The following is a 24,884-nucleotide window of genomic DNA, read 5'->3' as shown; positions in this document are numbered from 1 at the left end:
GTGAAGATTTTCACAAAGTGTTGTACTCTGGATCCATGGCAACCACCCCAGAGCTCATTGACCGTCCCCGGGTTCTCGTCGTCGGCGGCGGCTACGTCGGCCTGTACGTAGCACTCAAACTGCAGAAGAAGATCGCGAATGCCGGTGGCATCGTCACCGTCGTGGATCCGCTGCCCTACATGACTTACCAGCCGTTCCTCCCCGAGGTGGCAGGTGGCAACATCGAGGCACGCCACGCCGTCGTCTCCCACCGTCAGCACCTGAAGCAGACTGAGCTCATCCAGGGCCGCGTCACCAGCATCGACCACGCCAACCGCACTGCGGTCGTGGCTCCTTCCGATGGCGGCGAGCCTTTCGAGATCCCGTACTTCGACGTCGTGATCGCAGCCGGCGCCATCACCCGCACCTTCCCCATCAAGGGCCTCGCGGACAAGGGCATCGGCCTGAAGACCATCGAAGAAGCCGTTGCGCTGCGCAACAAGGTCCTGGAGCGCATTGAAGCCGCTTCCACCATGACCGACCCCGCAGAGCGCGCCAAGGCACTGACCTTCGTAGTGGTCGGTGGCGGCTTCGCAGGCATCGAGTGCCTCACCGAAATGGAAGACCTCGCCCGCGCAGCAGTCCGCAACAACCCGCGCGTCCGCCAGGAAGAAGTCCGCTTCATCCTGGTTGAAGCCATGGGCCGCATCATGCCCGAGGTCACCGCCTCGCAGGCCGAGTGGGTCGTGGAGCACCTCCGCAGCCGTGGCATCGAAGTTCTGCTCAACACCTCCCTGGACAGCGCCGAGGGCAACCTCAAGCTCATCAACCTGCCGGACAAGACCTCTGCCGGTGAAGTCGAAGCAGACACGCTCGTTTGGGCTGCCGGTGTGCAGGCCAACCCGATGATCCGGTCCACCGACTTCCCGCTGGAACCGCGCGGCCGCGTCCGCGTCCTCCCGGACCTGCGCATCGCAGGCGACGAAGGCATCGTGGAGAACGCCTGGGCGGCCGGCGACATCGCCGCTGTTCCGGACCTCACGGGCAAGGGCCTGCCGGACGGCACCTGCGTCCCCAACGCCCAGCACGCACTCCGCCAGGCCAAGAAGCTTGCCAAGAACCTGTGGGCTTCCCGCTGGGACAAGCCGCTCCACGACTACAAGCACAAGAACCTTGGTGCTGTTGCCGGCTTCGGCGAGTGGAAGGGCGTTGCCAACATCAACCTGCTGGGCCGCATCGGCCTCAAGGGCGGCCTCGCCTGGCTTGCACACCGTGGCTACCACGGCATGGCCATGCCGACGGTTGAGCGCAAGTTCCGTGTGATCTTTGGCTGGATCCTGTCCTTCTTCGCAGGCCGCGACACCACCCAGCTGATCGACCTCGACAACCCGCGCGGTGCGTTCGTGGCCGCAGCAACGCCGGCTCCCAAGCCTGCCGCAGCTCCGGCGCCCGCTCCTGCGCCCGGGAAGCCTGTCGAGGACAAGACCCCGGTGACTGCTGACGCCAAGTAGTACAAGCGCCAAGTAGCACAAGCACCAAGCAGTACAAGCACGACGGCGGCCGCCCCCTGCGGGGAGTGGCCGCCGTCGTCGTTTAATCCGTCTTCTAGACTGAAGCCATGCCCGGTGAAACAGATTTGACCACCCTGCTGGAATCCCTGCACCCCGTATTCCGCGACGGCGAGTATGTGTACGCGCTCTGGCCCCACGGGCGGCCATTGGAAGGTGCCATCGAGGCCGCTGTCCGGGAGGCCGAGGGCCTGACGGTGGTGCTGCACCGCGCTGAGGCGGACAGGCTCGGCCTCAGCTACGACTTTGTGGCCTCGTGGATTACGCTGCAGGTCCACTCCGCGCTGGAAGCCGTGGGGCTGACAGCTGCAGTCAGCGCAGCGCTCACGCACGCCGGCATCAGCTGCAACGTCCTTGCCGGTTTCCACCACGACCACCTGCTGGTGCCGGTGGCGGACGCGCCGCGGGCGATGGGTGTGTTGCGGCTGCTGGCGCAGGGTCTGGTCCTGCGCACTGAGCGGCCGGCAGACCGCCCGGAGATCCTGGAACTGACCGCGCGCGCTTTCGCCATTTCGCCGGTGACGGGCGAGCCGGTGGAGGGCGTTCCGATTGAAGCAGGGCTGCTCCGGGAACTCTTTGACTGCAGCGGGTACCTTCCGGAACTCAGTGTGGTGGCTGAGGCAGGCGGCGAAATAGTGGGCCATGCGATCTCAACCCGGGGGTGGGTGGGAGACCTGGAGCTCCTTGGGCTGGGGCCGATCGGCGTGCTTCCGCAGTTCCAGGGCCGTGGTGTCGGTTCTGCCCTCATGCGCGAGACGGTGGCCCGTGCCACCGCCATGGGGGAACCGGGGATCGCGCTGCTGGGCAGCCCGGGCTACTACCAGCGGTTCGGCTTCGTGCCGGCAAGGTCCCTGGGCGTGGCACCACCGGAAACGGGGTGGGGAGATCACTTCCAGCTGCTGGCACTGCCGGACTGGCCCGACGGCGTTCACGGCACCTTCCGGTACGCCGAACCCTTCAACCGGCTGTAGCTGGGATACCATGGTCCGGGCGCCCCAGTAGCCCAATTGGCAGAGGCAGCGGACTTAAAATCCGCGTGTTGTGGGTTCGAGTCCCACCTGGGGCACACAGGGCAAGTGGGAGCACATTCTCCCTTCCCCCCTCTTCAGTGAAAATTCCCAGTGACCTCGTAGATTCCCCACAGGCAACGAGTGTTATAGGGATGTGACCTGAATCACTTATGTTCGCCGATCAATTGCACTAGTTTGAGTCTTAATCAGGAACACCTGAGTAATCGCATCAAAGGCAGTTCGCACCTTTCGATCGAGGAGACAACGAATGTTTGATCTTTCCCCAGCGGCGCCCCGAGCCGCCAAGCTAACAGCGCTTGGCATTGGGGTCGCCCTTTTGGCCACAGCTTGTGGCGGGTCTTCGACGCCGACACAGACTGGGTCTTCCTCCGCTTCCGCGGCGGCAGGCATCTCCTGCCCGGCACCGAGCGGCGGAGCGGGAGCCGGCAACAGCCAGGCTGCCACCAACACGGGACCTGTACCCCCCTCGACCACCACAACGTCCACACCGCTCAAGATTGGTTCGCTCCTGCCGACAACGGGGTCGCTGGCGTTCCTCGGCCCACCCGAAATCGCTGGTGTGAACCTTGGTATCAAGGAAGTCAATGATGCCGGCGGCGTCCTTGGCGCTCCGGTTTCCGTAGTTCACCGTGACTCCGGCGACACCAAGACCGACATCGCGACGCAGTCCACCACTGCACTTCTGGGCCAGGGGGTCAGCGCGGTTATCGGTGCGGCGTCTTCGGGTGTTTCCAAGACTGTCATCAACCAGATCACGGGTGCCGGCGTCATCCAGTTCTCGCCCGCGAACACCTCGCCCGATTTCACCACCTGGGATGACAAGGGACTGTACTGGCGTACTGCACCGTCAGACGTCCTGCAGGGCAAGGTCCTTGGTAACTACATGGCTACCTGTGGCGCCCAGACCGTTGGCATGATCGTTCTCAACGACGCTTACGGCACCGGCCTTCAGAAGAACGTCAAGGAGGCCTTCGAGGCGGCCGGCGGCAAGGTTGTAGCTGAGGAACTCTTCAACGAAGGCGACTCACAGTTCAGCAGCCAGGTTGACAAGGTCCTGGCCGCAAAGCCGGATGCCATTGCCCTGATCACCTTTGACCAGGCCAAGAGCATCGTCCCCCTGATCACCGGCAAGGGCATCAAGCCCACGCAGCTGTTCATGGTCGACGGCAACACCTCGGACTACAGCAAGGACTTCCAGGCAGGCACCTTGAAGGGTGCACAGGGAACGATTCCCGGTACGTTCGCCAAGGACGACTTCAAGAAGAAGCTCCTGGCCATCGATCCCGCGCTGAAGGACTACAGCTACGCAGGTGAATCCTACGACGCCGTGAACCTGATCGCGCTGGCTTCCGAAGCCGCAAAGAGCACCAAGGGCACGGATATCGCAGCCAAGCTGAAGGAAGTCTCCGAAGGTGGCGAGAAGTGCACCAGCTACCCCGCCTGCGTCACTCTGCTCCGCGAGGGCAAGGACATCGACTATGACGGCCAGTCGGGTCCGGTGACGTTCTCCGACGCCGGTGACCCCACCGAGGCGTACATCGGTATCTACGAGTACCAGGACGACAACACCTACAAGCCGGTTCGTGAGGAGTTCGGCAAGCTCTAAGCCGAACACCGACAGACCACGGTCTGCAACAGGTCCCCTTCCACACCAGGAAGGGGGCCTGTTCCGCGTCAACCCGGATTTGCTGCGTCAACCGGGATAGGGTTCGAAACCGTCAAGCACTCTTTCCACCATCCGGACGCCCTGTTGTTCAAAGTCCCGGTCTCCCACGTGGTGTGCCCAGACCACTGTTCCGACCGCCTGGTTGAGGTTCTCCAGCCGCCACGAATGCCATTCCTCTTCTGTGTCCACAAGCCTGCCCAAACCCTCATGGAAGGGCGCTGACAGCCCGGGTTGCTCCAGGAACTGCTGATGGCCGAGACGAACCAGGTCATGGACCCAAGGGCGCAGCTCGGCCCGCCCGAAGTCGATGACGCGGATGGTCCCGGCATCGTGGAGCCAGTTCCGGGGCTGATAGTCGCCATGGGTGGTCACCACCTCGACGGGAAGATGTTCGACGGCGGCAATCGCCGAAGCCAGGGCGCGCAGCACGGGCCGCGCCAATAGCCCGTGCGCCTTGTCCAGCATCGAGCTGGTTCTGATGCTGAGTGACCGCAGATAGCTGCCCGACGTTCCTGCCGGCTGATGCAAAAGGCGCAGGAGTTCCCCGGCCTGCCGATAGGTCTGCGCATCGTCCTCTGCCGGCGTACCTGCCACCACCGCCCCCGGAAGGTAGCGCGTGACCAGGAGACCGGCGCCAGGGGCGGCGTGGAGCATGACAGGGACGTTGCCATCAAGCCCGGGTAATCCACGGGAATAGGCTGCAATCTCGCGGCGGATATGGTGGCTGGTCTCACTCGCCTTGATGATGACCTGGTCTCCGTAGGCGGTTTCCAACTGCAGCACGGTGGTGTCCTGGAGTGGCCAGGAATGATCCCGCACCACCCGGTAGTGGCCCAGCCAGGACTCCAGCAAGGCGCGCTGTTCTTCAGTGAGGCCTTCAGTCATCCGTCCAGCATGCCAGCAACAACAAAGCGGGGTCACTTCCGGCCCGTTGGGAGACCCAACATGGGCAGGAAGTGACCCCGCTTTGTTTTTCGCTAGACCTCGTCCGCCAAGGTTCCCAAGTAGAGCTGGATGACTTTGGGGTCCTTCATGAGCTCCCGGCCGGTGCCTGTGTAGGCGTCCTTGCCCTGGTCCAGGACGTAGCCGCGGTCGCAGATCTGGAGACAGCGGCGGGCGTTCTGCTCCACCATGATCACGGACACTCCGGCCCGGTTGATTTCGTGGACCCGAAGGAAGGTCTCGTCCTGTTTGACGGGGGAGAGGCCAGCGGATGGCTCGTCCAGGAGCAGCACTGCGGGATCCATCATCAGTGCCCGGCCCATGGCCACCATCTGGCGTTCACCTCCGGAAAGTGACCCTGCACGCTGGGCGCGCCGCTTGGCCAGCTCCGGGAAGAGGCTGGTGACGAAGTCAAAGCGTTCCGCGAACACCTTGGGCCGCTGGAACATACCCATCTGGAGGTTTTCCTCGATGGTCAGCGTGGCAAAAACGTTGTTGGTCTGCGGTACGAAACCAACGCCCTGGGTGACCAGCTTGTTGGCCTTCAACCCGGTGAGGTCCTGTCCTCGCACCACAACGGTGCCCGAGTGGACCTTGACCAAACCGAACATGGCTTTCAGCAGCGTGGACTTGCCGGCGCCGTTGGGGCCAATGATGCCGATGAGTTCACCTTTGCGGGCTTCGATGCTGCAGCCGTTCAGGATGTTGACGCCCGGGATGTAACCTGCAACGAGGTTGGTGACCTTCACCACTGAATCGCCTGTGGGGGCCGGAGCCGGAGCCGGCATGGCGCTGGTGCTGCTCATTTCCCCTCCTCATTCCTGGGTTCAACATGATTGGGTTCAACGTGTTTCGGTTCAGCGTGTTTCGGGTCAGCGTGTTTCGGTTCAACGATCCTGGGTTCGACGATGTCCGACAGAATGCCGGCGTCTTCCGTGCCGACCACCGACTCGTCGTCGGCCTCCAGCTCGGCCTCGAGTTCCTTGATGCCTTCAGCGTCGCCGAGATCGACGTCGTGGTGGGCGCCAAGGTAGGCATCGATGACGGCAGGGTTCTTCATCACTTCGCCAGGAGGTCCCTCGGCCACTACCTTGCCTTCGGCCATGACCACCACCCAGTCAGCGATGTGGCGGACCATGTTCATGTCGTGCTCGACGAAGAGTACGGTCATTCCCTCGGCCTTAAGGTTCTTGATGTGGTCCAGCAGCGACTGCGTCAGTGCCGGGTTCACGCCTGCCATCGGCTCATCGAGCATGACCAGTTTGGGCTTGACCATCAAGGAGCGGGCCATCTCCAGGAGCTTGCGCTGGCCGCCGGAAAGCGACGCAGCATAATCGTCCTTCTTGGCATCCAGCTTGAACTTCTCCAGCAGGATGTTGGCCTGGGCGGTGATCTCCTTTTCACGGCCGCCCCACATGCCCTTGAACAGAGCCCTGGAGAGCCGCTCGCCCGGTTGGTCTGCTGCCCCCAGGCGCATGTTTTCCATAACGGTCAGCTTGCCCATGACCTTGGTGAGCTGGAAGGTCCGGACCATGCCCATGCGTGCCACTTTGTAGGAGGAAACACCGGCAAGGCTGTTGCCTTCGAACTGCCACTTCCCGGAGTTGGGAGTGTCAAAGCCCGTCAGCAGGTTGAACAGGGTGGTTTTGCCCGCACCGTTGGGTCCGATCAATGCGGTGATCTTGTGGCGGGGGATTTCGAGGTACTCGACATCCACAGCATTGATGCCGCCAAAGGAGCGGGTCACGTCCTCTGCCACCACGATCGGATCGCGTTTCTTGCAACCGGGTGTGTTTTCCCCAACTGCGATCGGGCGCGAATCTGTCATGTAATCAATATTTTCGCTGTTGCCGATATTGCTGTCGTTGGTCTCACTCATGCGAAAGCAAGCTCCTTCTTATTGCCGAACACGCCTTGTGGGCGGAAGATCATCAGGAGCATCAGCGCCACGCCCACAAGGATGTAGCGCAGCTGGCCCGCCTGGACCGTTGTCAGCCAGGTGACCGCCCCTGATTCGATGAGGCCATAGAGCAGGCTCTGGGTCAGGGAAAGGACAACCCAGAAGATCATTGCTCCGATAACGGGCCCCAGTACGGTGGCCATGCCGCCGAGCAGGAGGCATGTCCAGAGGAAGAACGTCAGTTCTGTTCCGTAGTTGGACGGCTGGACAGCACCGCGGGGAAGCGTGAAGATCATGCCGGCCAGGGCGCCAAGGACACCACCGATGACGAGTGCCTGCATCTTGTAGGCGTAAACGTTCTTGCCCAGGGATCGGACAGCGTTCTCATCCTCACGAATGCCCTTCAGGACGCGGCCCCACGGGCTGCGCATCAGCAGCCACACCAGGACGCAGCAGACGATAACCAGGCCCCAGCCCACGACGCGGATGAAGAAATCGCGGTTGTTCATACCCATGTAGGACCCTTCGGGGAAGGGATTCATGGCGTAGAACGTGTTCTCGAAGGCAGCCAGGCCGTTGGCGGAACCGGTGACTTTGGTGAGCTGGTTGGTGGTGACCACGTAGCGGACAATTTCCGCGGCTGCGATGGTGACGATTGCCAGGTAGTCGGCTCGAAGCCGCAGCGTTGGGATACCCAGAATGAAGGCGAAGATGACCGAACAGATGACCGAAACGAGCAGGGCTACAAAGAACGGGGCATCGAAGGTGAGAGTGGAGATGGCGAAACCGTAGGCGCCGACAGCCATGAAGCCTGCCTGGCCGAAGTTCAGGAGGCCCGAGTAGCCGAAGTGCACGGCAAGGCCCAAAGCGGCAAGCGCGTAGGCCGCCGTCGTCGGGCTGAACAATTCACCAAGGGCGCTGGAGAAAATAAATCCGAAATCCATGGCCCGCTCCTAACCCACACGCTCACGCCGGCCGAGGATACCCTGCGGTCGGAACAGAAGAACAACGATCATGATGAAAAGGGCACCGACGTATTTGAGGTCGGCGGGAAGGCCGAAGACTGTTGTCAGTTCCACGAAGATGCCTACGACGATCGAACCGATCAGCGCACCGAATACTGTGCCCAATCCACCGAGCGTCACGCCCGCAAAGATGAGCAGCAGGATCTGTGAACCCATATCGAAGGTGACACCCGGGCGGTAGTAGGCCCAGAGGATGCCGCCCAGGGAGGCCAGGACGCCGCCGACGATCCACACGATCCGGATGACGGAGTCGACGTCGATGCCGGAGGCTGCTGCCAGCGCCGGGTTGTCGGCGACCGCGCGGGTCGCCTTGCCCAGTCGGGTCTTCAACAGGATGAACCCAATCAAGGCGATCACCACGGCACTGATGAGCAACGACCACAGGTTGTTGGGGGAGATGGACACGGGGCCGATCTGGATCTCAGCGCTCTGTGCTCCCGGCAGCTGCTGTGTAGCACCGCCAAAGAAGAACTGGATGACGTACCGGATGGCAAGGGCGAGGCCGATGCTGACGATCATCATGGGGACCAGTCCGGAACCGCGCCGCCTCAGGGGACGCCAAAGTCCTGCGTCCTGGACGTAGCCGAAGAGCCCACCGCCTACGAGGGCCAGCAGGATCGCCAGCCAGAAGGGGAGGCCGAAGCCGTTGAACATGAAGACGAGGACTGCGCCGAGGGTCACCATCTCGCCGTGGGCGAAGTTGGTGAGGCCGGTGGTTCCGAAGATCAGCGAAAGTCCCACTGCAGCCAATGCGAGGAGGAGGCCGAAGCTCAAACCCGCCACCAGGCGGTTCAAGAGGTTCTGGCCGAAGTCCTGCTGCTGGACCACGATGCCTTTGCCGAAGGCGAAGATCACCGACAAGTTGGATGTCTGGCTGAAGGTGACATCCCTGGGGTTGTCCTGGCCATCCGCGAGCTTGATGCCATCGGGCAAGGTCGAGGTATCGAGCTCAACGGTATAGGTGCCTTGGACTGGTACGCCGATGCTCCACGCACCGTTGGCTCCGGAGGTGGCTTCACCTTCGAATCCGTTGCCCGAGGCCTTGATCTTGACGCCGGGTATGGGGGCCCGGGCGTCATCGCGGAGGAACCCGCTGATGTTGTTTTGGAAATTGGTGGGTGATGGCGAAGGCGAGGGGGTGGTTGCCTGTGCCGAAGGGGCGGCGATCAACAGAGTTGCGATCAGGGCTGCGAACAGTGCCCCCACGACTCTCTGCAGTCCCTTGGACCGTCTCTTGGACGGGTCGCGCAGTGTGCTTCTCAAAATGGAAACCTCCACAGTGGGGGTGGTCCCGACTGCGCCATTGCAGCCGGTGCGAACGGGTCATGGGGCTTGTGAACAGTTCTTGCCTAGCTGCCTCGATTGTGATCTAAGTCACCCATGTGTGGCCTATGTTACCGCTCGACGGACCGAATGAATGCCCAGTTCGGGGGTGCGAAGATCGCGATCAGATAACAACTGTGAAGCTATAGGCAACTATTAATGCAGGATTCCTAAACAAAAAATTTGTTGTGTGGCAGTGTCACTTAAGTTTCGCGGGCCGAAACGCGTCCCGGATTCGTCCCCTGCCGTGTCACGGTTGCGTTTCGTCTGGGTGAACAGGGGAACTTTCCCTGCCGCGCACGCGTGGTAATTGGTACCGTGAACTATCACTTAGCCCTTTTTCAGGAGGACACCCGTAATGGCACTTGGCGGAAACCCAGTCTTCAACGGAAAGAATTTCCGTGGAGCAAAGCAGGCCCCGCCTGTACCGCAAAATCCGTACGGCCAGCAGTTTAACCAGGCTGGCCGGGCGCCCGGACAGGTCATGGACGGCCAGGCCGCATGGTCAGCCCAGCAGCAGGGCATGACCAACGAACAACTGCAGCAGATGTACAACCAGCCGGCAGCAGGCCCCGCTGACACCGGCCGCATGACTTATGACGATGTCATTATGAAGACCGTTGCCTGCTTGGTGGTCCTCGTGATCGGCGCAGCCGTGACGCTGTTTGTGGCACCTGGCCTGTCCAGCCTGCTGATGATCGTTGGCGCCTTGGGCGGATTCGTCCTGGCCCTGGTCAACACCTTCAAGAAGCAGCCGTCACCGGCCTTGATCCTGGCCTACGCCGGACTCGAGGGCCTGTTCCTCGGTGGCCTGACCCGGATCCTCGATGGCATGTACCCGGGCGTCGGCCTGCAGGCCGTCATCGGTACCCTTGCAGTCTTCGGTGTGACACTCGTGCTGTTCAAGAGCGGCAAGGTTCGCGCTACGCCGAAGATGGTGCGCTTCTTCATGATCGCGACCATCGGCTATGCGGTCTTCGCGCTGATCAACCTGGTCATGATGTGGACGGGTGCCGTGCAGGAGCCCTTCGGTCTCCGCACCAGCATCACCATTGCCGGCATCCCGCTGGGTGTCTTCATCGGTATCCTGGCCATCGGCCTGGCAGCGTTCTCGCTCATCATGGACTTCACCAGCATCGAAGAAGGCGTCCGCGCCGGTGCCCCGGAGCGTTACTCCTGGGTTGCAGCATTCGGCCTGACAGTCACGCTGGTCTGGCTCTACGTCGAGATCATTCGACTGCTCGCCATCCTGCGAGGCGACGACTAGCTACAAAGCAAAAAGCCCCGAAGATTCGTCTTCGGGGCTTTTTCGTGTCTTCGAGGGGCGAGGTTTCGGGGGGAAAGGGTGTGTCAAAGGGGTGGGATCCAACCCCTCGCGTCAGCTCAGGCGTTCGAACACCACGGCCATGCCCTGGCCGCCACCCACGCAGAGTGTTGCCAGCCCCAGTGTCCCGTCCCGGTCCTTCAACCCGTTCAGCAGCGTGCTGGTCATGCGTGCGCCAGTCATGCCGAATGGATGGCCCAGGGCGATGGCGCCGCCGTGAACGTTGAGTTTTGCAGGATCGATGTCCAACTCCCTGGCACTTGCCACCACCTGCACGGCGAAGGCCTCGTTAAGCTCCACCAGATCGATGTCGTCCATGGTCAGGCCAGCGAGGGAAAGTGCCCGCCGGGTGGACTCCACCGGCCCCATGCCCATCAGTTCGGGTGAGAGTGCGCTGACGCCTGTTGATACCACCCGCGCCAAGGGTTCCAGGCTGAGTTCGCGTGCCCGGGTATCGCTCATGACCACCACGGCCGCCGCGCCGTCGTTGAGGGGACAGGCATTACCTGCCGTGACAGTGCCCCCTGGGCGGAACACGGGCTGCAGTGCCGACACCGCCTCCAGGGTCACCCCCGGCCGGGGGGAGTCGTCACGGTCAACCACCACTCCGTCCTTGCGCGTGAAGGGTGTGATGTCCCGGGCGTAGAACCCGGAGGCAATTGCCGCCTCGGCACGGTTCTGGCTCAGGACGCCCCATTCGTCCTGCTCGGCGCGGCTGATGCCGTAGCTCGTGGCGACGTTCTCCGCGGTCTGGCCCATGGAGATGTAGATGTCCGGCAAGCGGCCGCCAAAACGGGGGTCCGTCCACGGGATGTTGGAAGCGGCGCGGGCTGCGGTGCGCTGGGCGGCTGCTTCGAAGCGCGGATTGTGGTCGGCGGTGTCGGTTTCGCCGGCGCCCACCCAGTTCCGGTAGCGGGAAACGCTCTCCACCCCGGCGGAAACCACCGCGTGGGCCTCCCCGGATTTGATGGCATGGAAGGCCATCCTCAGGGTTTGGAGGCTCGATGCGCAGAAGCGGTTGATGGTGGCTGCCGGAACCTGGTCCAATCCGGCCAGCACCGCCACGACGCGGGCCATGTTCGAGCCGGCTTCGCCGCTGGGTTCCGCGCAGCCCAGGAGGATGTCGTCGAGGCCGCGCCCGTCCTCCGCGCCAGGGTCGAAGCCAGGAACCTTGGCCAGTGCCGCCTGCACCATGGCAGTGGCGAGGTCGTCGGGTCGTTCATCCTTCAGGGAGCCTTTGAAGGCGCGCCCGATCGGGCTTCTGGCAGTGGAAACAATGACAGCCTCAGTCATGGCCCCAGCTTACGCCCGGCATCGCTGTGCTTACCGGGCGCAGGCCGGGCGCGTCAGGCCAGGCGGAAGGCGCCTGCAGCGGGGGTGACAGTGAAGATGTCCGGTGCGGTGAAGCCCGCCTCCGCAAAGGAACGCACGACGGCGTCCCTCACCTGCTGTTCCTGGCCCACCGGCGTCAGGGCGATGGCAGAACCACCGAAACCGCCGCCGGTCATTCGCGCACCGATTGCGCCGCTGGCACGGGAGGTATCCACGGCCAGATCGAGCTCCGGGCAGGAGATCTCGAAGTCGTCGCGCATGGAAACATGGCTGGCGTCCAGCAGGGCTCCAATGCTCGCAGGTCCCCGGGTGCCAAGTATCTCGACGGTTTGGAGAACGCGGTCGTTTTCGGTGACCACGTGACGCACCCGCCGAAGCGTGGTCTCATCCAGCAGCCCGGAAGCTTCCTCCAAATCCTCGACGCCGACGTCGCGCAGTGCTTTAACGCCGAGGATTTCGGCTCCCAGCTCGCAGGACGCGCGGCGCGAGGCGTATCCGCCGTCGGCGTGTGAGTGTGAGACCTTGGTGTCGATAACCAGCAGGACCAGGCCCGAGGCCTCGGCGTCGAACGGGACCAACTCAACGTGTTGGTCGCGGCAATCGAGGAAGACAGCGTGTCCCTTGGCGCCACGCAGGGATGCCGACTGGTCCATGATTCCCGTGGGAGCTCCGACAAAGATGTTTTCGGCGCGCTGGGTGGCCAGGACCAGCTCCTCCGCCGCAAAGCCGGCACCCGTGAGTTCGTTGAGTGCGGAGATGACGGCGCACTCGATGGCGTGGGAGGAAGACAGCCCGGCGCCCGAGGGGACGTCGGAATCGAGCAGCAGGTCAAAGCCGGGTACGGTGATGCCGCGCTCCTGCAAGGCCCAGGCGACTCCCAGGGGATAACGGGACCAGCCTTCGCCCGAGCCGGGTTCCAGCTCCACGAGACTGGCTTCCACCATCCCGTGGCCGCCGAACGTGGACAGCATGCGCACCGTCGAATCGTCGCGGACGCGCAGGGCCACCTTCGCCGTCCTGTCGATGGCGAAGGGAAGCACAAAGCCTTCGTTGTAATCGGTATGTTCGCCGATCAGGTTGACGCGTCCCGGAGCCTGCCACACGCCGTCGGGAGCTGCTCCGAACGTTTCCTGGAAACGGGCGGTGAGGACGCTGGCGTCCGTGGTGGTGGTCATGCTCGGATGCCTTCCATGGTTTTGTCGGTGGCCGGTGCAGCGGCGACGTTGCGGAGCCGCTCGGCCACGGCTTCGGGGGTGGTGTCGTTGATGAACGCTCCCATGGCCGCTTCCGATCCGGCCAGGTACTTGAGCTTATCGGCCGCGCGCCGGGGGGAGGTGAGCTGCAGGTGCAGTTGCCCCGCCGAACGAAGCGAGGGATCCAGCGGGGCCTGGTGCCACGCGGAGATGTACGGCATGGGAGTGGGGTACAGGGCGTCGAGGCGCTTGAGCAGGTCCAGGTAGACGTGCGAGAGCTCGTCCCGCTCGGCGCCTGTGAGCGCCGCAAGGTCAGGCACGCTGCGGTGGGGCACCAGGTGGATTTCCAAGGGCCAGCGCGCGGCGAAGGGAACATAGGCGCTAAAGTGCTCGGCCTCCAGGACCATGCGGCTGCCGTCTTCACGTTCTGCCTTCAGGAGCGAGGCCCCGAGCGTTTCCTTCGCGTCGACGTCGTCGTAATACTTGCGGGCCACGGCACCGAGCTGGGCGGCCCGCGGCGTCACGTACGGGTAGGCGTAGATCTGGCCGTGCGGGTGGTGCAGGGTGACGCCGATGTCGGCGCCGCGGTTCTCGAAGGGAAAGACCTGCTTGATGCCGGGCAGGGCGCTCAGCGCCTCGGTCCGCTGTGCCCACGCTTCGATCACTGTCCGGGCGCGGGTCTCGCCCAACCCTGCGAAGGAGCCAGTATGCTGCGGCGTGAAAGCCACGACCTCACAGCGGCCAAAAGCGGGACCTGTGATGCCGTGGGCGTTCTGTCCCGCTGCAGGCAGCGGAGGGATGTCGCCCAGGGCCGGTCCCAGGGACGGGAAGCGGTTTTCAAACACCACGACGTCGTAGTCCGGCGCCGGAATCTCCGAGGGGTTCGCGGCAGTGGTGGGGCAGATGGGGCACTGATCAGCCGGGGGGAGATGCGTCCGTGTTTGCCGGTGGGCTGCCACAGCCACCCAGTCTCCTGACAATGCGTCGTACCTGACTTCGCCGGGCTCGCCCCGTGCGGGGAGCTGGCGATGGTCAACCAGTGATTCCGGTGACCGTTCCGGCGTTCCGGGGTCGTCAAAGTAGATCAGCTCCCGGCTGTCCGCCAGGCGGGTTGTGGTGATGCGGCTCATGACTTCATTGTTCCACAAATGACCAAAAGCGCATAGTTTCTAACAAAAGCAAACATTGCCGGGTCCGGTCCGACCTTCCGAATGCAGTACGGTAATGCCATGCATGCCTCTTCGATGCCAGCCGACAGCGCCCACCACCCCGAATCCCGCCGTTTCGCCACGGGGCGGCAGTTCGAGCTGCGACGGGACAACGCCGTTGCTGTCGTCACGGAACTGGCTGCGGGACTGCGGCTGTACTCCCGCGGCGGCATCCAGCTGACCGAGAGCTACGGCGACGCTGAAATCTCTCCAGGGGCCACCGGCATCACCCTTGCGCCGTGGGCCAACCGGGTGGAAGACGGAATCTGGTACCTCGACGGCAAGAAGCAGCAGCTCGACATCACGGAAGTTTCACGCAACAACGCCAGCCACGGACTATTGCGCAACACCGGCTATGCGCTGGTGGATGAGTCCGAATTCTCCGTCACCCTGGAAGCCACTGTTTTTCCCCAGCACGGCTACCCGTTTCTGGTGCTTCACCGGGTGCGCTACGAACTCGACGACGCCCTGGACCTCCGTGTTTCCCAGACCTTGATCAACCAGGCGCAGAGCCCGGCTCCTTTTGTCCTTGGCGCCCACCCTTACTTGCGCTTGGGCGACACTGCCCCCGAAGACCTCATCCTTACCGTCAACGCCCGGACCCGGCTTGTGGCGGATGAGCGCCTGATCCCGCGCAGCACGGCCCCGGCGGACGGGCCGTACGACTTTTCATCAGGCATCGCGGTTGGCCCGTCATTGGTGGACGTCGCGTTAACGGACCTGGAGTTCGACGGCGGCGCGGCCCGCCATACGCTCACCGCACCTGATGGCCGCAGTGTAAGCCTGGAGCAGGACACGAACTGCCAGTATGTCCATGTCTTCATCACTGACACCTTTCCTGGACGTTCCAGGGCAGTGGCCATCGAACCGATGACTGGCCCGGCGAACGCCTTCAATAGTGGTGACGGCCTCCGCTGGTTGGCGCCGGGGGAGGCGTTCACCATGAACTGGGGCATTACTGCTTCCCTTTAGTCCGCGGCGCTGCCTGCGGGTCGGTTTCCCATACGGAGCGGGCTACGGAATTATGGGTTCATGACGCCAACACCGGACGCCAAGCCCCGTTCTGACCGCCAAATCGCCGAGGACATCCCCTATGGGGTGCGCATTGCTGCAGCCTGGTCGTGGCGGGCAGGTCTGATACTGCTCATGATCGGTGCTCTGGTGTGGCTGCTGGGGAAGGTCAGCTTCCTCATCATCCCCGTCATGGTGGCAGCGCTGCTGGCCGGTCTGCTCTATCCGGTGGTGGCCTGGTTGCGGAGCCGCAAACTTCCCAATGGCGCTGCCGTCGCCATTACCGTAGTCGGGTTCATCGGCGTCATTGCCGGCGCCCTGGCTCTTGTGGGCCGGCAGTTGGTGTCCGGCTTCGGCGCACTGTGGCAGGAAGCCCTCGCCGGAATCCAGCAGATCCAGACCTGGCTGGCCGACGGCCCCCTCCATCTCACCGCCGACCAGATCGACCAGTACATCGCCGATGGTGCCAACGCCCTGCAGAACAACAGCAGCAGCATCCTCAGCGGTGCCTTGTCCTTTGGCAGTACCGCAGGACACTTCGCGGCCGGCCTGGTGCTGGCGCTGTTCATCCTGATCTTCTTCCTGCTGGAGGGAAGCCGGATCTGGGCCTTCCTGGTACGCCTTCTGCCTAAAACGGCGCGGAGGGCAACTGACGGTGCAGGCCGGCGGGGTTGGACCTCGATGGTCAGCTACGTCCGTATCCAGATGTTTGTTGCCTTCGTGGACGCCGTAGGCATTGGTGTCGGTGCTGCGATCATCCAGGTCCCCTTGGCACTGCCCCTCGCCGTCCTTGTTTTCATCGGCTCGTTCATCCCTGTTGTGGGCGCGCTGGTCACCGGTGCCATCGCGGTGCTGCTGGCCCTCGTCGCCAATGGGCCCGTCAATGCCCTGATCATGCTGGCCATCGTCCTGCTGGTGCAGCAGCTTGAGAGTCACATCCTGCAGCCGCTGGTCATGGGCAAGGCTGTTGCCCTGCACCCGGTGGCCGTCATCCTCTCGGTGGCTGCAGGCTCTTATCTGGCAGGCATCCCGGGAGCCCTGTTCGCAGTTCCCCTGCTCGCCGTAGTAAACACGGCAGTTCGCTACATTGCCGGCCGGACGTGGGAACATGATGAAGGATTGGGTGGCGCCGGACTCCAACCGGCGGCCGCTTCCGCGGGTTCCGGCGACGCCAACTTCAAGGAAGTGCACCTTCCAAAGTCCGAATCCCGTCTCGCCAGGGGCGGCGCCGGCACGACCAAGGCTCCGGGGAGCACCTCTGCTGAGGGCCCCGAGGCCGACACCAACAAAGGAGAATAGTCAGTGAATACCCTCGATACCCTGCCCGTCACCCTGGACGATGTCCTCAAGGCGCAGGAGCTGCTCGAGGGCATTATTACCAAGACTCCGGTGGAGTCGTCGCGGGCGCTGGGCCACCTTGTGGGCGGAAATGTCTTCTTCAAGTGTGAGAACCTGCAGCGCGCCGGCTCGTTCAAAGTCCGTGGTGCCTATGTACGCATGGCCCGCCTCACTGCCGACGAAAAGAAGCGCGGTGTAGTGGCGGCCTCCGCCGGCAACCACGCCCAAGGTGTCGCAGTGGCCGCCAAGAGCCTGGGCATCAACGCCCGGATCTACATGCCGCTGGGCGTCGCCCTCCCCAAACTCGCCGCCACGCGCAGCCACGGGGCCGAGGTCATCCTTCACGGCCACAATGTGGACGAGGCACTGGCCGAAGCGCAACGCTACGCCAACGAAACCGGTGCCGTCTTCGTGCACCCCTTTGACAACGTGGATGTCGTAGCGGGTCAAGGCACCATCGGTCTGGAGATCCTGGAACAGATCCCCAATGTGGACACCATCCTTATGGGCGTCGGCGGTGGTGGACTGCTGGCCGGCGTGGCTGTGGCCATCAAAGCCCGCGCCAAGGAGCTTGGCCGTGAGATCAGGGTCATTGGCGTGCAGGCAGAAAACGCCGCGGCGTACCCGCCCTCCCTGGCTGCCGATGCCCTGGTGCCGCTCAAGAAGGTATCCACGATGGCTGACGGCATCGCAGTGGGACGACCGGGACAGCTGCCGTTCAGCATCATCCGCGAGCTTGTGGACGACGTTGTCACCGTCAGCGAAGACTCATTGGCCCGTGCGCTCATTTTCCTGCTGGAACGCGCAAAGATGGTCGTTGAGCCCGCCGGCGCGGTGGGAGTAGCCGCACTGATGGACGGCAAGATCGAAAACCCAGGGAACACCGCCGTCGTGCTTTCCGGCGGCAACATCGATCCCATGCTGATGCTGAAGGTCATCCAGCGCGGTTTGTCGGCTGCAGGCCGCTTCATGACGGTCCGTATGATGCTCGATGACCGTCCCGGCTCATTGGCTACGATCGCCCGGATCATCGCAGAGAACGATGCCAACGTGACCGGCCTGGACCACACGCGCCTGGGCGGTTCCATCAGCATGGGCGATGTCTCCATCACCATCAACCTGGAAACGAAGGGCCACGAACACGGCGAACAGGTCCTTGGCGCCTTGCGGGCCGAGGGCTTCCAGCCGATCGTGGTGCACTGACGGGAGGAGCGCCCATGGTGCTTGGAACGCCTGAAGGATCAAGAGCCGAAGCCGAGGAATCGCTGGCCGGACGGGCGAAGGGCGGCCTGCTCTTCATGGGCGGGTTCGTGGTCCTGCTCTACGTCATCGAGATTCTCAATACGCTGATGCGGCACGCCCTGAACGCCACTTTCGGACTCCGCCCCCGCTCCATGGACGGTGTCCTGGACATCCTCACCTTTCCTTTGCTTCACGCAAACTTCAACCACCTGATCTCGAACACCCTGCCGCTGATCATCTTCGGTTTCCTGGTGTTCCTGTCCGGCATCCGCGTGTTCATCACGGCCCTGGCGTTCAGTTGGCTGGGCTCGGGGTTGACTGTGTGGCTCATCGGCGGGGGAGGGGTGACGGTCGGGGCCTCCGGGTTGGTGTTCGGCTTCTTCGCGTTCCTGCTGGTCCGGGGTTTCTTCAACCGGAGCTGGTGGCAGATCCTGCTGTCCGTGGTGCTGTTCATGGCCTACGGCAGCATCCTCTTCGGGGTGTTGCCTACGGTGATGGGCTACATCTCCTGGCAGGCCCACCTGGGTGGCGCGATCGGTGGCATCATCGCGGCCCTCTTGCTACGGCCCAAGCCCGCCATCACCCCCTGACCCAACGGGGACAGTAAGTCCCAAAGCTGGGCCGGGCACAAAAACGCCGGCACCTCCACAAAGGAGGGGCCGGCGTCGTGCTTGTGGTGCCCGGGCTGATACCTAGGCGACGTACGGCTTGGCGGAGACGATCTCTACCGCGATTTCCTTGCCGTTGGGAGCGACGTAGCTGAGGCTGTCGCCTTCCTTGTGGCCGATGATGGCTGCACCGAGGGGCGACTTCTCGCTGAAGACATCCAGATCGGAATCTCCGGCGATTTCGCGCGAGCCCAGCAGGAACGTCTCTTCGTCACCGGCGATGCGGGCAACAACCAGCATGCCGGGCTCGACGATTCCGTCATCGGCCGGGGCCTCGCCCACATGTGCATCGCGCAGAAGGGCGGTCAGCTGGCGGATACGGGCTTCGATCTTGCCTTGCTCCTCCTTGGCTGCGTGGTAGCCGCCGTTTTCCTTGAGGTCGCCTTCCTGGCGGGCAGCTTCGATCTTCTGGACGATTTCCGCCCGGCCAGCGCCGGAAAGGTGGTCCAGCTCAGCCTTCAAGCGGTCGAAAGCTTCCTGGGTAAGCCAAGCCGCAGTGGCGCTGTTGGTGGTAGACACGGATTTCTCCTCTAGATCTGACAATGCAAAAGACCCCGCCGAGGTGGCCACTCGTAAAACTCAGTAACCAACTTAACGGGGTGAAGGTTTCATCCATTGTAGTAAATCCTCTGGACGAACCCAAACCGGTTGAGCCGTAGGTCACACGTTTGTTATTTGCCGCTGTCCACAATCCAGCAGTTATCCACGACGCCGGAGACGGACGGGGACTCGGTCCTCAGGGTGGTCCGCTGGACAGTGGTCCTCCCGCCGTCGGGGTCGTCCTGGGGCTCGTTGGCGCCGATCTCGACCACCTTCCAACCCACTACTGCGAACTTCGAGTCCAGGGCCTTGATGGCGCATTTCGCGGTGGCGCGAGGGGACTTGGTGACTTGGTAATCGACCTCGGCCTGGGTGTCGTCCACCGTGCTGTAGCCAATGTCCTTGAACGTGACCGGAGCCTGCGCGGACCCTGTCGCGACATACCCGGCCAAGCCAATGGCGACCACCAGCGCGGCGATGATGATGTTCCGCTTGGTTTTGCCTGTCATGGCGCGCTTTTGACCGCCGTAGCGATTGGCTAGGCTGGTGCTTGCCGGTACTTGGGTGGCCGAAAGGTCCTCTGAAGTCACCCATCCAGTTTAGTGCCGATCCCGGTGGCACTTTGCCGCCCCTGAAGCAGATCCATGAAAGAGGAGCCGTCACGTGACAGCGTCCAGCAGTTCCGACCAGCAGCTGCGGCTGCTCGCCGTCCACGCCCACCCGGATGATGAGTCCAGCAAGGGTGCAGCAACCATGGCGATGTACGCCGCCGCAGGCGTGGACGTCATGGTCGCCACGTGCACGGACGGATCACGTGGAGACATCCAGAACCCCGCCATGGAGGATGCCCCGCATCCCAAGCGTGACATGGCCGGTGCGCGCCGGCTGGAAATGGCCAACGCGGCAGCGGTGCTGGGAATCAAACAGCGCTGGCTCGGATTCGTGGACTCAGGCCTGCCGGAAGGAGATCCCCTCCCGCCGCTGCCGCCGGGATGCTTCGCGTTGCAGCCGCTGGAACGGGCTTCAGCTCCACTGGTGCGCCTGGTTCGTCAGTTCAAGCCTCACGTCATCCTCAGCTACGACGAAAACGGCGGTTATCCGCATCCGGACCACATCATGGCCCACAAGGTGGCGGTTGAAGCTTATGAAGCCGCGGGCGATCCCGAACGCTATCCCGGCATGGGCGAGCCGTGGGCCCCGGACAAGCTCTACTACGACCGTGCTTTCAGCCCCGCACGTTTCCGTGCCCTCCATTTCGCGTTGGAGGAAGCAGGGCTGCAGTCTCCGTACGCCGAGCGGCTGGCGGCGTGGTTGGAGGCCGACGCCGAGGGACACACGCCACCCGCCGGCGGTCACCAGACCACAACCCAGATCGACTGCGGCGACTACTTCGAGGTCCGCGACGACGCCCTGCGGGCCCACCGCACCCAGATCGACCCTTTGGGCTTCTTCTTTGCCGTATCGCCGGAACTGCAGCGGACCACATGGCCTTGGGAGGACTACACCCTGATCAAGTCCCGTGTGCCTTCCGAGCTGCCGGAAAAGGATCTCTTCGCAGGGATAAGATAAGAACGCCGGTAGTTTCTATCGTTCGTAGAAATTACCGGATGGCCCATCAGCATCCCGGTTACGCTTTGCCGGCCGGCGCGCACCAGTTCCCATAGAAGGTTTGACCGTGCACCACTTGATTCTCGCCCTGACCGTCACTCCGTCGCCCGATCCCACGGGCACGCTGCGGCCCGGCCTGTCCGAGGATCAGGTGACGCCGGGCACGTGGGGTTTCGTCCTCACGGCCTTCATCGTGATCCTCACTACCTTCCTGATCGTGGACATGGTCCGGAGGATCCGACGCGTCCGCTATCGCGCACAGGTAGAGGAAGCCCGTCTGGCTGCTGAAGCGGGTGAGCCGTCCGCGAACGGGAATCCGGCACAAAGCGGCGGTCCCACTGACGAGATCGGCAATGGCGGCCCCGGAGCCCGCTAAAACGGGCGGAACCGGCTGTCCCGGGGCAAGCGATGCCTTGGGTTCGGAACCCTCTGCCTATCTCCGGCAACACGCGGGCAATCCCGTCCACTGCCGTCCGTTCGGGGATGACGGCTTGGCGTTTGCCGCTGCCGGGTTGCGGCCGCCGTCGCCGGTCCTGGCTCGCGGCATCGCCGCGAACTGTGCGGCGCGTTGCTGACGTCGCCCGCCCAGGGGTGGTGGTCGCCCATCAAACGTACGACGACGCGTCCCCGGCCCCCGGAGTGACGTCCCGTTGCTGCCTCCATGGCTGGGGCGCGGCTGGCGGCCATGGCTGTGGGCGGTGAACCCGTCTTTCCGGGCTAGCGTTTGTCCGGGCTAGCTCAGGACGGCCATCATGATGGCGATGAAGTGCGCGGCGAAGGCCAGCACGGTGAAGGCGTGGAACAGTTCGTGGAAACCAAAGTTCCGGGCGCTGAAGTTTGGCTTCTTGAGGGCGTAGAACACTGCGCCGGCAATGTACAGGGCGCCGCCGACGCATATGAGGATGGCTGCGGCGGCATTCGCGGCGAAAAACTGCGGCAGGTAGAACAGGGCCCCGCAACCGAGGGCGATGTAAACCGGGACGTAGAGCCAGCGCGGAGCATGGGTCCACAGAATCCGGAACAAGACGCCGACGATCGCCCCGGACCACACAAGCCATAGCAAGGTGACAGCTTCAGAGCGTTCCAGCAGGGACCATGCCAGGGGCGTGTAGCTCCCGGCGATCACGAGCATGATGTTGGTATGGTCCAGCCGTTTGAGGAGCATGCGGACCTTGGGGGACCAGTTTCCCCGGTGGTACACGGCGCTGACGCCAAACAGCAGGAAACCGGTCAGGGCATAGATGGTGGACGTGACTTTGCGGTCCGGAGTGGGAGCAACCGTCACCAGGACTATCCCTGCTGCAAGTGCAAAAGGAGCGGCAACTGCGTGGATCCATCCACGCCAGCGGGGCTTGGTTTCGAGGAGCTCAGCCATGCTCCAAGAATAACCTACGTTTCGGTAAGTTACTTCTGGGTAACAAGTGTTGGGCGGTTTTTGACTGTCCACTGCACCGCCCCGGCAGCTCGGGAAGGTAGCCTTGGATGTGCGTCGTCGTACAAGCAAGGAAGTCAGGTGAGAGTCCGGTGGAGCTGCCCGGTTTCCTCTATGGCTTCTACGAGCGCAAACTCCTGCGCTCACTCAAGCAGGACCAGATCCCACGGCACATCGGCGTCATGGTGGACGGCAACCGGCGCTGGGCGCGCCAGTTCAATGCCCCCACCAGCCAAGGACACCAGGCCGGCGCAGACAAAATCCACGAATTTCTGGGATGGTGCCAGGAACTGGGCGTCAAGGTCGTCACGCTCTACATGCTCTCCACGGACAACATGAACCGCTCCGGTGAGGAACTGGACCTGCTCATGGGCATCATCGCCAACACCATGGACCGGCTCGACGAAGACGAAGACGTGTCTGTTCATGCCATGGGAGCACCGGAACTTTTGCCGGACTACCTGGCTGACCGGCTGAACAAACTCACGTCCCGGACGCCGGTCCACGAAAAGATCCACGTCAACGTCGCAGTCGGCTACGGTGGCCGCCGCGAAATTGTCGACGCCGTCAGGGAACTCCTGCACGACGCCGCCTCCAAAGGACGCACCATGTCCGAGGTGGCAGATGAACTTTCAGTGGACGACATCTCCCGGTTCCTCTACACCCGGGGCCAACCCGATCCGGACCTGGTGATCCGCACTTCAGGCGAGCAGCGGCTCTCCGGATTCCTCATGTGGCAAAGCGCTTACAGCGAGTTCTACTTCTGCGAAGCCCTGTGGCCCGCCTTCCGCAAGGTCGATTTCCTCCGTGCGCTCAGGGATTATGCCGGGCGGCAGCGCCGCTACGGAACCTAGCCCAGGCGCGGTTCACCGAAAATTAACGAGCCCGACATGCGACTTGCCGACGACGGATTGCGGAAATGAATGTGTCGGGGATTACGTTAATCCCATCAGCAGGCAAAACCGCCCGCTGATCGGGGAGGCCAGTATATGGAGCGGAACATCGCACCAGTTACATGGGAGGCCACGCCCGGCCTTCCGGCCGAGCCGCTTCACCATTAGGCCGGGCGACCGCCCGGGGCTGGAGTCGATGTGGCTATTTCTGAGCAACTGCCCGCAATGGTTTCCGACGGGGAAAGTGCAGCTACCTCTCGCGCCAAGCGGGTCCCACAAAAAGCGCGGGCAACAGCGTCCGCCACGGGCCGCAGCTATGTGATCGATACATCCGTCCTGCTTTCCGATCCCCACGCACTCCTGCGGTTCGCAGAACATGAGGTCATCGTTCCCATCGTGGTCATCAGTGAACTCGAGGGAAAGCGCCACGATCCGGAACTTGGCTACTTCGCCAGGAAAGCCCTGCGTCTCCTCGACGACCTCAGGATTGAACACGGCGGACTGGACAGGGCCATTCCCCTGGGGAACGACGGCGGGCTGCTCAGGGTGGAAATGAACCACATTTCCCCGGACGTGCTTCCTGCGGGCTTCCGCGGTGGCGACAACGACAGCCGGATCCTGGCCGTGGCCAAGAACCTGGCCAACGAGGGCCACAACGTCACGGTGGTCTCCAAAGACCTCCCGATGCGGGTCAAGGCGTCTGCCATGGGACTCCAGGCGGACGAGTACCGCAACGAACTCGTCAAGGACTCCGGCTGGACCGGCATGGCGGAAATAGAAGCCAACGACGACGAAATCACCACGCTCTACGGCCATGAACCTGTCTTCATTCCCGCAGCCGCCGAACTCCCCGTGAACACCGGACTGGTGCTTCTGTCGAACAGGGGATCCGCTCTGGGTCGCGTGGGAGCCGACAAGCAGGTCCGTCTGGTCAAGGGCGACCGGGACGTCTTTGGCCTCCACGGACGCTCCGCCGAACAGCGGCTGGCCATCGACATGCTCATGGACCCTTCCGTGGGCATCGTGTCCATCGGCGGACGGGCCGGCACAGGCAAGTCCGCGCTCGCCCTCTGCGCAGGCCTTGAAGCCGTACTGGAGCGCCGTGAGCACCGGAAGGTGGTCGTCTTCCGGCCCCTGTACGCAGTGGGCGGCCAGGAGCTCGGCTACCTTCCCGGATCCGAGTCCGAAAAAATGAACCCGTGGGCCCAGGCCGTGTTCGATACCCTCGGCGCGTTGGTCAGCCAGGAAGTCGTGGAAGAAGTCATGGACCGCGGCATGCTGGAAGTCCTGCCCCTGACCCACATCCGCGGGCGTTCGCTGCACGACGCCTTCGTCATCGTGGATGAAGCCCAGTCGCTCGAAAAGAACGTCCTGCTGACCGTCATGAGCCGCATCGGTCAAAACTCCAAGATCGTCCTCACCCACGATGTTGCCCAGCGCGACAACCTGCGCGTGGGACGGCACGACGGCGTTGCCGCCGTCGTGGAGACCCTCAAGGGACATCCGCTGTTCGGGCACATCACGCTGACCCGGTCCGAGCGTTCGCCGATTGCTGCCCTTGTTACGGAATTGCTGGAGGGCGCCGAGATCTAAGCATCTCCTTGGAACGTGGTGTCCAGGGCCGTGGTCCGGTTCGCCGGGCCACGGCCCTTCGCCGTCGC

Annotated in this window: 23 protein-coding genes and 1 tRNA gene; 13 read left to right on the top strand and 11 right to left on the bottom strand. The window is 63.2% G+C overall.

Translation table 11 applies throughout. The annotated features are described in order from the left end of the window. Nucleotides 1-35 precede the first annotated feature (35 nt). From PV760_RS03750 to PV760_RS03735, 4 genes are all read left to right on the top strand, one after another. Complete coding sequence (locus PV760_RS03750) at nucleotides 36-1,490, top strand: NAD(P)/FAD-dependent oxidoreductase (RefSeq protein ID WP_018777275.1); 1,455 nt, start codon at nucleotides 36-38, stop codon at nucleotides 1,488-1,490. Nucleotides 1,491-1,597: 107 nt separating this feature from the next. Beyond that, nucleotides 1,598-2,518: an N-acetyltransferase gene (locus PV760_RS03745; RefSeq protein WP_354627172.1), complete on the top strand. Its 921-nt coding sequence runs from the start codon at nucleotides 1,598-1,600 to the stop codon at nucleotides 2,516-2,518. Nucleotides 2,519-2,539: 21 nt separating this feature from the next. After that, a tRNA-Leu gene (locus PV760_RS03740) sits at nucleotides 2,540-2,613 on the top strand. Nucleotides 2,614-2,825: 212 nt separating this feature from the next. Then, entirely contained in the window at nucleotides 2,826-4,184 is a 1,359-nt protein-coding gene (locus PV760_RS03735; RefSeq protein ID WP_018777277.1) for an ABC transporter substrate-binding protein, read from the top strand. A gap of 87 nt (nucleotides 4,185-4,271) precedes the next feature. Here PV760_RS03735 and PV760_RS03730 read toward each other — a convergent pair whose 3' ends face one another. The 5 genes from PV760_RS03730 to PV760_RS03710 all read right to left on the bottom strand — a co-directional run bounded on the left by PV760_RS03730 (nucleotide 4,272) and on the right by PV760_RS03710 (nucleotide 9,374). Further along, nucleotides 4,272-5,129: a phosphotransferase family protein gene (locus PV760_RS03730; RefSeq protein WP_354627171.1), complete on the bottom strand. Its 858-nt coding sequence runs from the start codon at nucleotides 5,127-5,129 to the stop codon at nucleotides 4,272-4,274. Nucleotides 5,130-5,221: 92 nt separating this feature from the next. After that, on the bottom strand, nucleotides 5,222-5,992 hold the full coding sequence (locus PV760_RS03725; protein WP_018777279.1) for an ABC transporter ATP-binding protein: 771 nt from the start codon (nucleotides 5,990-5,992) through the stop codon (nucleotides 5,222-5,224). After that, nucleotides 5,989-7,065 carry an ABC transporter ATP-binding protein gene (locus PV760_RS03720; protein WP_354627170.1) on the bottom strand — a complete coding sequence of 359 codons (1,077 nt, stop codon included), beginning with the start codon at nucleotides 7,063-7,065 and terminating at the stop codon, nucleotides 5,989-5,991. The genes PV760_RS03725 and PV760_RS03720 overlap by 4 nt, the downstream gene beginning before the upstream one ends. After that, nucleotides 7,062-8,030 carry a branched-chain amino acid ABC transporter permease gene (locus PV760_RS03715; protein ID WP_018777281.1) on the bottom strand — a complete coding sequence of 323 codons (969 nt, stop codon included), beginning with the start codon at nucleotides 8,028-8,030 and terminating at the stop codon, nucleotides 7,062-7,064. The genes PV760_RS03720 and PV760_RS03715 overlap by 4 nt, the downstream gene beginning before the upstream one ends. A gap of 9 nt (nucleotides 8,031-8,039) precedes the next feature. Next, nucleotides 8,040-9,374 (bottom strand): branched-chain amino acid ABC transporter permease, encoded by a 1,335-nt coding sequence (locus tag PV760_RS03710; RefSeq protein WP_227453511.1) that lies wholly within the window; start codon nucleotides 9,372-9,374, stop codon nucleotides 8,040-8,042. 418 nt (nucleotides 9,375-9,792) lie between these two features. On the opposite strand from PV760_RS03710, the gene PV760_RS03705 reads away from it, so the two are divergent. After that, nucleotides 9,793-10,701, top strand: coding sequence for a Bax inhibitor-1/YccA family protein (locus PV760_RS03705; RefSeq protein ID WP_018777283.1), 909 nt, complete (start codon nucleotides 9,793-9,795; stop codon nucleotides 10,699-10,701). A 111-nt stretch (nucleotides 10,702-10,812) separates the two neighbouring features. On the opposite strand, the gene PV760_RS03700 is transcribed toward PV760_RS03705, so the two are convergent. The 3 genes from PV760_RS03700 to galT are packed head-to-tail and all read right to left on the bottom strand — an operon-like array spanning nucleotide 10,813 to nucleotide 14,413. Continuing rightward, nucleotides 10,813-12,051, bottom strand: coding sequence for an acetyl-CoA C-acetyltransferase (locus PV760_RS03700; RefSeq protein WP_354627169.1), 1,239 nt, complete (start codon nucleotides 12,049-12,051; stop codon nucleotides 10,813-10,815). A gap of 53 nt (nucleotides 12,052-12,104) precedes the next feature. Then, a complete protein-coding gene (gene galK / locus PV760_RS03695; protein ID WP_018777285.1) occupies nucleotides 12,105-13,265 on the bottom strand; it encodes a galactokinase in 1,161 nt (386 codons plus the stop codon). Beyond that, a complete protein-coding gene (galT, locus tag PV760_RS03690) occupies nucleotides 13,262-14,413 on the bottom strand; it encodes a galactose-1-phosphate uridylyltransferase (RefSeq protein ID WP_354627168.1) in 1,152 nt (383 codons plus the stop codon). The genes galK and galT overlap by 4 nt, the downstream gene beginning before the upstream one ends. Nucleotides 14,414-14,512: 99 nt before the next feature. Here galT and PV760_RS03685 point away from each other — a divergent pair, with 99 nt between their 5' ends. The 4 genes from PV760_RS03685 to PV760_RS03670 are packed head-to-tail and all read left to right on the top strand — an operon-like array spanning nucleotide 14,513 to nucleotide 18,672. After that, nucleotides 14,513-15,463: an aldose 1-epimerase family protein gene (locus PV760_RS03685; protein WP_354627167.1), complete on the top strand. Its 951-nt coding sequence runs from the start codon at nucleotides 14,513-14,515 to the stop codon at nucleotides 15,461-15,463. 60 nt (nucleotides 15,464-15,523) lie between these two features. Then, on the top strand, nucleotides 15,524-16,801 hold the full coding sequence (locus tag PV760_RS03680) for an AI-2E family transporter (protein WP_018777288.1): 1,278 nt from the start codon (nucleotides 15,524-15,526) through the stop codon (nucleotides 16,799-16,801). A 3-nt stretch (nucleotides 16,802-16,804) separates the two neighbouring features. Beyond that, nucleotides 16,805-18,043 carry a threonine ammonia-lyase gene (gene ilvA, locus PV760_RS03675; protein WP_018777289.1) on the top strand — a complete coding sequence of 413 codons (1,239 nt, stop codon included), beginning with the start codon at nucleotides 16,805-16,807 and terminating at the stop codon, nucleotides 18,041-18,043. Nucleotides 18,044-18,057: 14 nt separating this feature from the next. Continuing rightward, nucleotides 18,058-18,672 carry a rhomboid family intramembrane serine protease gene (locus tag PV760_RS03670; protein WP_018777290.1) on the top strand — a complete coding sequence of 205 codons (615 nt, stop codon included), beginning with the start codon at nucleotides 18,058-18,060 and terminating at the stop codon, nucleotides 18,670-18,672. A gap of 102 nt (nucleotides 18,673-18,774) precedes the next feature. Here the strand turns inward: PV760_RS03670 and greA are convergent, their stop codons facing one another. Together greA and PV760_RS03660 are read right to left on the bottom strand one after the other, a co-directional pair. Continuing rightward, on the bottom strand, nucleotides 18,775-19,269 hold the full coding sequence (gene greA, locus PV760_RS03665) for a transcription elongation factor GreA (RefSeq protein WP_018777291.1): 495 nt from the start codon (nucleotides 19,267-19,269) through the stop codon (nucleotides 18,775-18,777). Between the two features lie 152 nt (nucleotides 19,270-19,421). After that, entirely contained in the window at nucleotides 19,422-19,880 is a 459-nt protein-coding gene (locus tag PV760_RS03660; RefSeq protein WP_018777292.1) for a DUF4307 domain-containing protein, read from the bottom strand. Nucleotides 19,881-19,953: 73 nt separating this feature from the next. Between PV760_RS03660 and mca the strand changes: the two genes are divergently transcribed. Both mca and PV760_RS03650 read left to right on the top strand, forming a co-directional pair. Continuing rightward, nucleotides 19,954-20,859, top strand: a complete 906-nt coding sequence (gene mca, locus PV760_RS03655) for a mycothiol conjugate amidase Mca (protein ID WP_039240309.1) — start codon at nucleotides 19,954-19,956, stop codon at nucleotides 20,857-20,859. Nucleotides 20,860-20,965: 106 nt separating this feature from the next. Further along, entirely contained in the window at nucleotides 20,966-21,274 is a 309-nt protein-coding gene (locus PV760_RS03650) for a hypothetical protein (RefSeq protein WP_354627166.1), read from the top strand. 357 nt (nucleotides 21,275-21,631) lie between these two features. Here the strand turns inward: PV760_RS03650 and trhA are convergent, their stop codons facing one another. Further along, nucleotides 21,632-22,273 (bottom strand): PAQR family membrane homeostasis protein TrhA, encoded by a 642-nt coding sequence (gene trhA, locus PV760_RS03645; RefSeq protein ID WP_354627164.1) that lies wholly within the window; start codon nucleotides 22,271-22,273, stop codon nucleotides 21,632-21,634. Between the two features lie 107 nt (nucleotides 22,274-22,380). Here trhA and PV760_RS03640 point away from each other — a divergent pair, with 107 nt between their 5' ends. Both PV760_RS03640 and phoH2 read left to right on the top strand, forming a co-directional pair. Next, entirely contained in the window at nucleotides 22,381-23,184 is an 804-nt protein-coding gene (locus PV760_RS03640) for an isoprenyl transferase (RefSeq protein WP_052247135.1), read from the top strand. A gap of 237 nt (nucleotides 23,185-23,421) precedes the next feature. Further along, entirely contained in the window at nucleotides 23,422-24,816 is a 1,395-nt protein-coding gene (gene phoH2, locus PV760_RS03635) for an RNA 5'-3' helicase PhoH2 (protein WP_026267103.1), read from the top strand. Nucleotides 24,817-24,884 lie beyond the last annotated feature (68 nt).

It is taken from the genome of Paenarthrobacter sp. CC6 (assembly GCF_040560085.1).
Classification (GTDB): Bacteria; Actinomycetota; Actinomycetes; order Actinomycetales; family Micrococcaceae; genus Arthrobacter; species Arthrobacter nicotinovorans.
This window is presented reverse-complemented; position numbering and strand designations above follow the sequence as displayed.

Bases quoted from the DNA above. Each gene is read 5' to 3' on its own strand.
- PV760_RS03750 (WP_018777275.1), top strand. From the start codon at position 36: ATGGCAACCACCCCAGAGCTCATTGACCGTCCCCGGGTTCTCGTCGTC.
- PV760_RS03745 (WP_354627172.1), top strand. From the start codon at position 1,598: ATGCCCGGTGAAACAGATTTGACCACCCTGCTGGAATCCCTGCACCCC.
- PV760_RS03735 (WP_018777277.1), top strand. From the start codon at position 2,826: ATGTTTGATCTTTCCCCAGCGGCGCCCCGAGCCGCCAAGCTAACAGCG.
- PV760_RS03730 (WP_354627171.1), bottom strand. From the start codon at position 5,129: ATGACTGAAGGCCTCACTGAAGAACAGCGCGCCTTGCTGGAGTCCTGG.
- PV760_RS03725 (WP_018777279.1), bottom strand. From the start codon at position 5,992: ATGAGCAGCACCAGCGCCATGCCGGCTCCGGCTCCGGCCCCCACAGGC.
- PV760_RS03720 (WP_354627170.1), bottom strand. From the start codon at position 7,065: ATGAGTGAGACCAACGACAGCAATATCGGCAACAGCGAAAATATTGAT.
- PV760_RS03715 (WP_018777281.1), bottom strand. From the start codon at position 8,030: ATGGATTTCGGATTTATTTTCTCCAGCGCCCTTGGTGAATTGTTCAGC.
- PV760_RS03705 (WP_018777283.1), top strand. From the start codon at position 9,793: ATGGCACTTGGCGGAAACCCAGTCTTCAACGGAAAGAATTTCCGTGGA.
- PV760_RS03700 (WP_354627169.1), bottom strand. From the start codon at position 12,051: ATGACTGAGGCTGTCATTGTTTCCACTGCCAGAAGCCCGATCGGGCGC.
- galK (WP_018777285.1), bottom strand. From the start codon at position 13,265: ATGACCACCACCACGGACGCCAGCGTCCTCACCGCCCGTTTCCAGGAA.
- galT (WP_354627168.1), bottom strand. From the start codon at position 14,413: ATGAGCCGCATCACCACAACCCGCCTGGCGGACAGCCGGGAGCTGATC.
- PV760_RS03685 (WP_354627167.1), top strand. From the start codon at position 14,513: ATGCATGCCTCTTCGATGCCAGCCGACAGCGCCCACCACCCCGAATCC.
- PV760_RS03680 (WP_018777288.1), top strand. From the start codon at position 15,524: ATGACGCCAACACCGGACGCCAAGCCCCGTTCTGACCGCCAAATCGCC.
- PV760_RS03670 (WP_018777290.1), top strand. From the start codon at position 18,058: ATGGTGCTTGGAACGCCTGAAGGATCAAGAGCCGAAGCCGAGGAATCG.
- trhA (WP_354627164.1), bottom strand. From the start codon at position 22,273: ATGGCTGAGCTCCTCGAAACCAAGCCCCGCTGGCGTGGATGGATCCAC.
- PV760_RS03640 (WP_052247135.1), top strand. From the start codon at position 22,381: ATGTGCGTCGTCGTACAAGCAAGGAAGTCAGGTGAGAGTCCGGTGGAG.